Annotated in this window: 7 protein-coding genes; all 7 read left to right on the forward strand. The window is 46.5% G+C overall.

Annotated elements, in window-relative coordinates:
* The first annotated feature begins 583 nt into the window (after positions 1–583).
* The 7 genes from ISR87_14670 to ISR87_14700 all read left to right on the forward strand — a co-directional run bounded on the left by ISR87_14670 (position 584) and on the right by ISR87_14700 (position 10727).
* Positions 584–3244, forward strand: coding sequence for a valine--tRNA ligase (locus tag ISR87_14670; GenBank protein MBL7026684.1), 2661 nt, complete (start codon positions 584–586; stop codon positions 3242–3244).
* A 71-nt stretch (positions 3245–3315) separates the two neighbouring features.
* Positions 3316–4950, forward strand: a complete 1635-nt coding sequence (locus ISR87_14675) for an alkaline phosphatase family protein (GenBank protein MBL7026685.1) — start codon at positions 3316–3318, stop codon at positions 4948–4950.
* 125 nt (positions 4951–5075) lie between these two features.
* Positions 5076–5966 carry an energy transducer TonB gene (locus tag ISR87_14680; protein MBL7026686.1) on the forward strand — a complete coding sequence of 297 codons (891 nt, stop codon included), beginning with the start codon at positions 5076–5078 and terminating at the stop codon, positions 5964–5966.
* 157 nt (positions 5967–6123) lie between these two features.
* Positions 6124–6660 (forward strand): hypothetical protein, encoded by a 537-nt coding sequence (locus ISR87_14685; protein ID MBL7026687.1) that lies wholly within the window; start codon positions 6124–6126, stop codon positions 6658–6660.
* A gap of 18 nt (positions 6661–6678) precedes the next feature.
* A complete protein-coding gene (locus ISR87_14690) occupies positions 6679–8091 on the forward strand; it encodes a hypothetical protein (GenBank protein MBL7026688.1) in 1413 nt (470 codons plus the stop codon).
* 50 nt (positions 8092–8141) lie between these two features.
* Positions 8142–9446: a hypothetical protein gene (locus ISR87_14695; protein MBL7026689.1), complete on the forward strand. Its 1305-nt coding sequence runs from the start codon at positions 8142–8144 to the stop codon at positions 9444–9446.
* A gap of 12 nt (positions 9447–9458) precedes the next feature.
* Entirely contained in the window at positions 9459–10727 is a 1269-nt protein-coding gene (locus ISR87_14700; GenBank protein MBL7026690.1) for a hypothetical protein, read from the forward strand.
* Positions 10728–10902 lie beyond the last annotated feature (175 nt).

Raw genomic sequence — 10902 nt, forward strand, 5'->3', positions numbered from 1 at the left:
GGCCTCAGCAAGGGACTGGACATTTCGATTACTCAATGTCCGGGCATCGTAATCCGGCGGCCATATTTCCTTTATGTCTTTGCGAAGCTTGAACGGAGTGAAAGCTGCGGCAATCTCCGACCTCTTGGGGAACGGACACCTCAGACCGTCATGCTGAACCCACTTCTGGGGACGTAGCGCTTAGACCTATTAATGCATGCACTCCCGACTCAGCGCCCTTATCGCTCTCTGCAGTTAACATCCACCATCACCCTGCTTCGACTCCGCTCAGCATGACGATCCCACCAATGTAATGAGCGCAACAACCCCGACCCACAAACCCATTAAACCCACCAACTCAATAACTCAGTCAACTCGGTTAACTTTAAGAATTTCCCCTTACACCACCCTCTCACGGCGTCTAAATTCATAGCTTGAAAATTTGAATAGAATACAGTCATTCTCAGAAATGAAAGCTCCTTACCGTCTTCGCGAAGGAGCATAGCGACTGCGGCGATCTCAAAATTCGAGATTGCCACGTCCCCCGCTTACAGCGGTGTCCTCGCAATGACTGGCTGTTGATAAATAAAGGCAAGATGTAAACATGACTCAAGAACTCAGTAAACGTTACGACGCCTCTCTCATTGAGGACAAATGGTACCAGCACTGGTTGGAACAAAATTACTTCCATTCAGAACCAGATGAGAACAAGGAACCCTATACCATCGTCATCCCACCACCCAATGTGACTGGCATTCTGACTCTGGGCCATGTCCTCAACAACACCATGCAGGATATTCTCATGCGCTGGCGCCGTATGCAGGGTCGTGAAGCCTGCTGGATCCCCGGTACCGATCATGCCTCCATTGCCACAGAAACCAAAGTGGTGAACATGCTCCGGGAAAAGGGCATCACCAAACATGAGATTGGTCGAGACGCCTTCCTGGAACATGCCTGGGAATGGAAGGAAAAATACGGTGGCATTATTATCGAGCAACTCAAAAAGCTGGGCGCCTCCTGTGACTGGGAACGGGAACGTTTCACCATGGATGACGACTATTACAAAGCCGTCCTCCATTCCTTTGTTGCCCTGTATAATGCCGGTTACATCTATCGCGGGACACGTCTGGTAAACTGGTGTCCCAAAACCAAATCAGCCATCTCCGATGAAGAAGTCATCTATCAGGAACGCAACAGCCATCTCTGGCACATGCGTTATCCCATCAAGGACTCAAAGGATTTTCTGGTTGTGGCCACCACCAGGCCAGAGACCATGCTGGGGGATACTGGTGTGGCGGTCCATCCCGATGACAAGCGCTACCAGCACCTTATTGGCAAGCACGTCATATTACCTCTGGTGGGACGCGAGATCCCCATTTTCGCTGATGAATATGTGGATAAAGATTTTGGAACCGGTTGTGTTAAAGTCACACCATCCCATGATCCCAATGACTGGGAAATGGGTAAGCGCCACGACCTGGAATTCATCAATATTTTTAATGAAGATGCCAGCCTGAATAACAATGTACCAGGCAAATTCATTGGTCTGGATCGTTTTGAAGCTCGGGAAGTGGTCATTGAACAACTCAATGAGCTCAATCTCATGGAAAAAATTGAAGAGCATGTTCACAAAGTGGGTTACTCCGAACGCGGGAATGTGCCCATTGAGCCCTATGCGTCTGAGCAATGGTTCATGAATATGACCGAGCTGGTCAAGCCGGCCCTCCAGGCAGTGCGCAACGATAAAATTAAATTTCACCCTGCTCACTGGACCAAGACCTATGAACACTGGATGACCAATATCAAGGATTGGTGTATCAGTCGTCAATTATGGTGGGGTCACCGGATTCCTGTCTATACCTGCCAGGACTGTAACGAAATCATGGTTCAGGTTGAAAGCCCCTCCGTGTGTAGCAAATGCGGATCAGACAAACTGCATCAGGATGAAGACGTTCTGGATACCTGGTCATCCTCCTGGTTATGGCCCTTCGCTGTACATCAATGGCCAGAGGAGAGCAAGGATCTCGATTACTACTATCCCACCAACGACCTGGTTACCGGTCCTGATATTATCTTTTTCTGGGTAGCTCGCATGATTATGGCAGGCTATCAGTTCAAAGGTGACATTCCCTTTGAAAATGTCTACTTCACCAGCATTATTCGGGATGCCGATGGTCGTAAGATGTCCAAGTCCCTGGGGAATTCCCCCGATCCACTTGACCTCATTGCAAAATATGGCGCGGACGCACTGCGTTTTGGTGTCATGCTCATCGCTCCCAAGGGCCAGGATATCCTCTTTACTGAGGAACGTTTAGATGTGGCCCGAAATTTTATGAACAAGGTCTGGAATGCCAGTCGCTTTGTCCTCATGAACAAAGATTTTAATCTCACAGCGGACCACCTCAATCCTGAAAAATGGCAGGACCTGGAGCTCCCCGATCGCTGGATTCTCCACCGCCTCAATGTGACCATCTCCCGGGTGACAAAACAGCTTGAGAACTTCTCCTTTGATGAGACAGCCCGGTCGCTCTGGGATTTCATCTGGAATGATTTCTGTGACTGGTACATCGAAATGATCAAGATACGTCTGTATGATGGGACAGAGGCTCAGAAGCAAGCGGTAATGTCTGTGGCCATCTATGTTCTACGTGATATCATGAAAATGCTCCATCCCTACGCTCCCTTTATGAGTGAGGAGATCTGGCAGCAAGTTAAGCTGGTCGATGAGCCTGACCTCATTGTGGCACCATGGCCAGAAGTGAAGGAAGCATTCAATGCCCCTGCCGAGGCCAAAGAAACGGACTTTTTAAAGAAAGTCATTACTGCCGTTCGGACCGTTCGCTCCGAGATGAATGTACCACCATCACAGGGCATCAAACTGGTCGGTCGCGTCCATAGTCAGGCCCAACTGGACATTTTGACCAAAACCAGTGAAACCATTGCCAAACTCACTCGCTGCGATGACATCAAACTGGGTCTTGATGTGGAGAAGCCTGCTTTTGCAGCTTCTGCCATGGTGGAGAAAATGGAACTGTTTATTCCTCTGGAAGGCCTCATTGATCTGGATAAAGAAGTGGAGCGACTGGAAAAAGAAATCGCCACCACTGAAGGACTGTTGAAATCGGTTCAGGGCAAACTGGCCAACAAGAATTTTGTAGACCGGGCACCAGAAGCTGTGGTTGCAAAAGAGCATGACAAATTGGATCACTACGCCCAATCGCTGAACAAGCTAAGAGCGCATCTTGAAGCCATGAAGGCCTTGTAAAGAATTTCCGTAAACGTCTAGGCAGGAATTCGAATCCCTGCCTGGGGGGATCGAATTATCATAGGAGAAAAATGAAGACCAGAAACGTTGTCATTTTATTGTTAAGCATACTTCTTCTCATCGCCTGCAATTCTGACGAGAAACCCCGTCTCGTCGTTGTTATCGCCATGGATCACTTCGCCTATTTTACATATGATCACTATCGCCCCACTTTTACACAGGGTTTTAAATGGTTGGATGATCATGGCAACCGATTTAACAATGCTCACCATGAACACGGGTATTGCGCCACAGGCCCAGGACATTTTGTTCTGGGATCTGGATTACAGCCTGGTCCAGCTGGCCTACTGGGCAACAGTTGGTATGATCGTATAAAACAAAAAGATGTGTACTGTGTAGAAGATCCAGATGCCAATGAACTGGATATACCGGCAAACCAGGTCTCCTATAATCAGGTCAATGGCACCAGTTATGGTGATTGGCTAAAAGCCATTTCACCCCAATCACAAGTGTATGGCGTTGCCACAAAAGACAGAGCTTCAATTATGATGTCAGGGAAAAACGCTGACCTCTCCACCTGGTACAATTACAAGGGATCATTTACCACCACGGATTACTACACTGACACAATACCTGAGTGGCTTCATGACTTTAACCGGAAATTTAATGCACTCAGCTACCGGGATTCTGTTTGGAACACAGACATAGACTTGAAACTCCTCGCTGAATATACACATGGCGATTCTTTTTACGGTGAGACAGATAAATTTGAGAAGGCAACCTATAGCCCCGTGTTTCCCATCGGCTTTGAGGCGGACTGGGATGATAAAAAGGTGTACGGGGAACTGCCAGGGCGACCCTGGATGGATCGCATCACCCTTGATCTGGCAACCATGATTGTTCAGAAATCCGCTTTAGGTCAGGATGATTCACCAGATGTTCTGAATATTGGTTTGTCCACCATGGATTGGTTGGCTCACTATTACGGTCCCTTTTCCCATGAAGTGATGGATCACTTGCATAAGATTGATGGCTACCTCATGAATTTTATAGAGTTCCTTGATCAGGAAGTGGGTCTGGAACACGTTGTGTTTGCCCTTTCATCTGATCATGGTGGTTTACCCCTGCCTGAGCATTGGACCCACATCATGAATAAATCAGGAGGCCGGATAAATGAGGAAGTCTATCTGGCAACCCGGTCCAGAGCATATGCTGAGCTGGATTCCCTCTATGGAGATCACAATTACATCCTTCGTAAAGGTTCCAGCTATTATTACGATTTTGCCCTGATGGACTCCATGGGTGTGAATCAGGCCGTAATTGACTCTATCCTTCAGACCTACATGGAATCAGTCGAAGGGATATATCGTCTCTACACCAAGACCGAACTCCTGGCTGCCACGCCAGAAGATCATCTTGCCTATCGTTTGAGAAACTTCATGCATCCAGAATTAAGTCCAGATGTGTACACCCTGATTGAAGAGGGTTGGTTGTTTCGAACGCCCTACGGAACTTCCCACAGTACACCCTATGACTATGACAGTCATGTTCCGCTGATTTTCAGCTCTATCAATTTAAAATCTGCAACGCTAATGGATTCTGTTGCAACAGTGGATCTGGCACCCACCATCGGTGATATCCTTGGCGTACAACCCTTGAACAGAGTAGATGGAAAGAGTCTCCTTCCCCTTTTAATTTTTAACTGATATTGCACTTACACTTCCTGGCTGGACAACTCTCCGGTGGCTGTTTGCTGTGCCCTAAATCATTGTTATTAACAGGCAAGACCTTATATTCCAAATCATATAGATAGGGCATAGGGAGGTGTATCATGCGAGCACAAAAATATCGATTTCCAATAGCGGTGATCCAGGCGATTTGTTTGCTCTTGCTTCTCCAGCAGTGTGCCTGGATTTTTGGTGAAAAGGACTCGGCGAAAATTGTAAAACCCCGTCCAGTTGGGGGGTATGAAACCCTCAGCACGCGTATTCACTATCCCAGGGCTATTCGCGAGGCAGGTATTGAAGGGACAGTGACAGTTAATGCGCTTATTTCAGTTGAAGGCCAGGTTAAACAAACCCAGGTAATAGAACCCCTGCACCCTGAACTGGATCAGATCGTGACCAACGCCATCAAGCGTACCGCCTTTGAGCCAGCTACCAGACAGGGCAGACCAGAAGAAGTCTGGATATCCATTCCCTTTATTTTTGCTTTTAAAGATTGGGCACCAAAATCAACCCCCTTCAGTACTTTTAGAATGACCATTCATCCTGATCCAGCATACAAGAATTTTGATGTTAAAATTGAGGGACGACTAAAGGATGGCCTGGAATGGCCCCTAAGGTTTGAATGTCTCCTGCCCTTTAATGCCTCCACCCCCTGGGTTCAAGCTGGTGATGACACAGCGCCGATTAGTGGCATTATTAAGGATGATAAGGGAGAGTGGTTAATTTTTCAGGTCTCCAACAGGGATCTGTCTTTCGGATTCACTTATAAAGCCCTGGATGAGGTGTACAACCAGAAATTTCTATATGAATTTACCATGAATCATGCCCTCCCCGATTGGGAGCTGAGAGTGGTCTATGGCAGCCAGACCGTAAACTTCACTCAAACCCCCGATAGAATGGTCATACTGACTACCGGGGAAACGCAATTTGAATATGACTTTAGTGCACAGGATACCTACGAGTCGAGGTATTTGGATATTGAACTTCAGAAATAGGATGCCGAAACATAGATGACAAGAATCCTCCTTGACAAAGCAAACCTGTTAAGCAACATTTAGAGACTTATTAAAAACCGGCAAAAATTTGTGGTTACGATATCAGATTTACTGCTAGAGACGTCATTTTTAACTGAATAAAACGGAAGAAAAAGCTATGGCAAAAGAACAGGGATATACCAGAAAAAAGACAGTTATGGAGCAATACCCCAGCCGACAGGCCCTGGTGTATTCTGGAGCTGCGTTTCTCATTTTAGTCACAGGGTTAAGAACCGTTCTATCTGTGGCAGAAGAAGGCTTCGGCTTTATAGAAATCGTGACAATTGGAGCGCTGCTAGTTGAGTTTAGCCTCTTGCTTCTGTATGCATTGACCATTTATCAGGCCGGAAAAGAAACTTTTCTCATCACTCTTGAAGAGGAAGCGGCTGAAGCGGGAGGTGGCGGGGAATCCGCAGACGGTAGCCCTGCACCAGTGAAAGAATTTGCTGTACAATCAGCAGATGTCCCTGAAGTTGCCAAAGAAATCAACAAATTCACCAAACAAGCCAGTATCCTCATTGATAAACTTGCAAAAAATGCTGAGCAAAGCGAGAACTTGAACCAACACCTGAAAGAACTGGCTGATGAACAGATCAATATTCGGGTCCGCAATGAAATCCAACGATTGTTAAGCGCTAATATGAGTGCCAAATAAAACGACAGGAGTAGCCGCATGGCTCGCAAGAAAAAGTTCCAAGCTCGTGTCGAAGTCTATTTTATCATTTATATCGCCACGATTGTCAGCTTCTTCGCTATCGAAGGTGAAGTAAAACATTTCAAAGACAACCAGAAGAAAATCCTTCTGGAAGTATCCAAAGATAAAATCCAGAATCTTGTCAGGATTCGTAATGCCACAGATATCCATAGCAAAGATACCATCAACTTGAAAGTCTCCCTTGAGGGGGCCTTTTCAAAAGATTCCTTTGAGGGTACCATTCATCTCAATCCCATTGATGCGCCAGAAGAACTAGATCTTCAAGAATTGTCCTACAATCTTGTTCCTAAAAATCAAGATCCGGACAACAAGACCTTCCTTGCCATCATCCCCAAATCAGATTTTGATTTAAAAGCTGAAATTCTCTATCGCATGTCAGCGGATATCAGTGTGATGCCTGATGAAGATCTGGTACAACTGGAGCTGGAGAAATCTTATTCAGATAAAACCATTGTCCACAAGATCATGGATGCCATGACCGATGTGGGCAAAATTTCCCTGACAAAGCAATTCCAAAACACACTGGATCCTGCCGGTGGAGCCATTCAGGCACCCTTTACAATTACAGTGGATCGCCCCCGGGTCAGTATTGTTGAAGGACTGCCCTGGGAAGTTCGAGTAATTATTGGTGGTATCGTGGACGCAGATGATCTGGAGATATCAGCCATTAAGGGTGGTAATCTGGTTGGTAAACTAAATGCCGACACACCCGTCACTGTGGTTTCGGGTAGAGGCCGCAAAGATGGTCAGATTACCCTCCGGGGAACCAGGCTTTCTGACGAAGAATATGTTGATGTGGACTTCCAGCTTCAGGTGAGACCACCACTCTGGCAAAAAGCACCATCCATCACCGAAGCTTATGTAGGAGACCCCTATATTTTTGAAGGTGCCCTGAGAGATATTCCTTCCTCTGAAACCTCTATTCGAGTCGGCGGAACGGCAGTACGCGGTGGGATTATGCCAGGCACCATTGCCCAGCTTCCCGATTTGGCTGAAGAGGGGATGATTACCTTCCAGGTCCTCGTAGATGGACGTGAAGTCAAAGGCATGAGTCACTCCGTTACTGTGGTCAAACCTCCGCCACCCAAGGTTTCAATCAATCCAGTGGGTCGAGATGGGAATTACCTGACCTTTGAGATCACCACCTATGGTAAGAACAACAGTATCCGCCGCTTCAGAAAGAAAGGTGGCATCGGATCAAATCGCCAGCTGGGAGAAGCTCAGGTTCTGGGAAGCCGAAAGATCTATCGCTGGGAAGTTGAGCTGGAAGAGCCCTTCGATAATGTTGAATCTCAAGAAATCAAATTTAGTGTAGATGACAAGAACAAGAGTGAAACATCATATCGCAAAATGTTTATCTATAACTACTAAACGAAAGACGTAGAATATAATATGTTTGAAATGATAAGAGGGAGGGACCAGTGAAAATACGAAACCTCATAACTTCAGTAATTATGCTTGTCTTTGTATCCACCATGTGGGCACAGGGATTTCAGGAAACTGGCAAGCTGGAATGGGTTGTAAAAGATCGTGAATTCAGCCGCAGCTTTATGGAAGCCTATATCGATACCCTTATGGAAATTGATGATATGGCCGAACTGGAAGTTCAGGAAACCGATGAATTACGAGTGATCGTCGGCATAGATGTGGAGGGCAATGCCAGCCTGGAAAGCATTTATGCCAAAGGTCGTAGTGGCGTCTTGAACAAGCTGGTGAATACCGTGTTGGATAGCATGGATATGGAAATGATTCAGCGCATTCAAAGTCGTAAATACAACTGGGACTACCTGGCAGCTGTAGATGTTGGTGGTGGCCGCGGTGATGTTGTTAACGTTTTTGAAGAGCGTAGTAACAAGCAGGTCCGTGATGCTTTCTGGTGGACACATCGACGCGTGGATATTTCAGTTTTCCCCCGCATGTTTATTCGTGTGAATCCCAATTTTGCTTTTGCCACGGAATTTGGTCGACAAGATCTTGGTTTTCCGGCTGCTGCTTCCCGGACCCTGAACATGGGTCTGGCAACAGAAGTTTTGAAGTTTTATGTCACACTCCCGGCATCCTATTTAAATCTGATGAAGAATAACAACTCTCCCCTTGAAGGTACATTCGGTGGTGTTTTGAAATTTGACTCCCCCAATTTTGGAGGCAGTTTGTCTTTTCAGGACATGAACTTTTTGGGAAATACGGATACAACAGGATTCTTGAATCCTTCCAATGTGGTCTATAACCCTTCTTCAGGTCAATTCTACTATAGCTTTACCAGCCGTATTGGAACCACAGCCGATCAGCCAGGTTTTGTCCCTCTGGGATCATTGCGACTTCAAATAGGTTTTACTTATATGCAATTTGCCTATGGTAATGTCCTGGATACTGAAGCAGGTGTTTCAGATGGTATTGGTGCTTTTGGGTTGCTGGACAAAAGCGATCCCCTGGAATCTGTGTTTGGTCTGTTCCGGGCGGAATATGCCTCGGATATGAATAACCGCTTTTTTAATCGAATCAAGCTGGCGGCGCAACTCAACATTAGTCTGAATGGCTTTGGTGGTTTTGACTTTACCACGGCCTATACCATCACGGAATGGCTGGGGGTCAATTTGAATATGACCTATTTCTGGAGCCCAATGACATTCAATTATATTGATCCCACACCGGGCTCAACCACAGCGCTTGAATATGAATGGGAACCTGGTTTCTACATTGTCCCATCCATAGCAGTGTACTTCTAGGAGGATTTGAAAATGACTATATCAATTCGCAAAATGCTCCTGATGACACTCACACTTATACTCTCACTTTCTGCCGTTTGGGCCCAGCCCAAAGCTCCACCCACGCTGGACCCCCGTCGCTTTGACGCATGGACTGTTGAGTATGAACCCTTTCGTCTGCTTATTGAGAATGCAGTGGAAGAGTTTATCACCCTTAACGAAACGAATCTACCCCCCATCGCCTCAACAGACAATGTCATTGCGGTAAGATCCAAATCGGGTCAAAGACAGCTCTATCAAATTCGCTATGGAACCGTCTCAGAAGGTTACAATGTCATCGATAATATGGAGGTGATGTGGGTGCTGGGCTCGACCCTGGCTCAGACCATTTCCGAGAAAGAAACCTATTATCATCTGGATACCTCTGAACCCTATGAGTCGACAAAACATCGGCCAGAAATTGACTATCTGGAAGTCGAATCATTTTGGACCCATACTGATTTACAGATTGGTACAGATCGCTTGGTTTATCTCTTCGGAAAATCTGGTGGAATCACCGTTGAATGGGGCAATGAGCTTTTTGGTCGTCCCTACGGAGAAGCCGGATATGCCCGTTTTGGTGTGATTACCCCCATCTTCAAGATGGGAATTCAGGTCCCATCACCCTCCATTCCCCTGGGGTACCGCGCAGGAACAGATGATGCTGACGACCACCTCACCGGTGGTATTGGTGGTTTTGGTGCCTTTAAGTATAAGGTTTTGTATGGGGAGTTATTTTTCCAATCCCTGGAGGCAGCCCTGGCCAGTGGTACCTTTATCAATAGCTACGATCTGGGTGGTTTGATGAATCTCAGTTTTAACACCACACTCTCAGGTTTTCCCATTGGTAAAGAGAAGCGACTTTTTGCAGGTGCCTTGCAAATCCGTCTCGGTGGTGTCATCGCCCGGGTTGACCATAGTCAGATCATTGATGATCGTGTCAGCTTCCAGAATCTGAAACGCAGTTATAATGTGGCTGCTGGAGATACCACAGAGGAATTTAAAAACGGAGATGCAGCCTCACTGGATGAGTCAGGACTTTTCTTTCGTGTCGACTATGCCTCTCCCCTCATAGAGAAACGTTTTCCACGTCACGAGGCTGTTTTTCAGGTTTCCGGTCCCAGCATCATGACAAAATACACATATAATGTCAACAAGACTCTGGGCTTGCCCCTTAGTGTGCTTGTCTATACATCGGATAATGAGTGGACTCCCAGTGCCGCCATCCTGGTAGGCTTTAAATTGAGGCTTGATCAAAATTAACTGGTCTCATATGTAACATGAAAAGGGTAGGCATTTGTCTGCCCTTTTTTTATCGTGTGCCGTGCATGGTTAATAACTAGGTGGTGCAAGTCCACTGTGGAGGATTGTAGTTTCCAACCACTAGTCGAGAGCAAGGGTGTCGTGGGTGACTGCGAATCTGAAGGAAGCTTAAGAC

The organism is Candidatus Neomarinimicrobiota bacterium (genome assembly GCA_016784545.1).
Taxonomy (GTDB): Bacteria; Fidelibacterota; UBA8477; order UBA8477; family JABMPR01; genus JABMPR01.

Bases quoted from the DNA above. Each gene is read 5' to 3' on its own strand.
- ISR87_14670 (MBL7026684.1), top strand. From the start codon at position 584: ATGACTCAAGAACTCAGTAAACGTTACGACGCCTCTCTCATTGAGGAC.
- ISR87_14675 (MBL7026685.1), top strand. From the start codon at position 3,316: ATGAAGACCAGAAACGTTGTCATTTTATTGTTAAGCATACTTCTTCTC.
- ISR87_14680 (MBL7026686.1), top strand. From the start codon at position 5,076: ATGCGAGCACAAAAATATCGATTTCCAATAGCGGTGATCCAGGCGATT.
- ISR87_14685 (MBL7026687.1), top strand. From the start codon at position 6,124: ATGGCAAAAGAACAGGGATATACCAGAAAAAAGACAGTTATGGAGCAA.
- ISR87_14690 (MBL7026688.1), top strand. From the start codon at position 6,679: ATGGCTCGCAAGAAAAAGTTCCAAGCTCGTGTCGAAGTCTATTTTATC.
- ISR87_14700 (MBL7026690.1), top strand. From the start codon at position 9,459: ATGACTATATCAATTCGCAAAATGCTCCTGATGACACTCACACTTATA.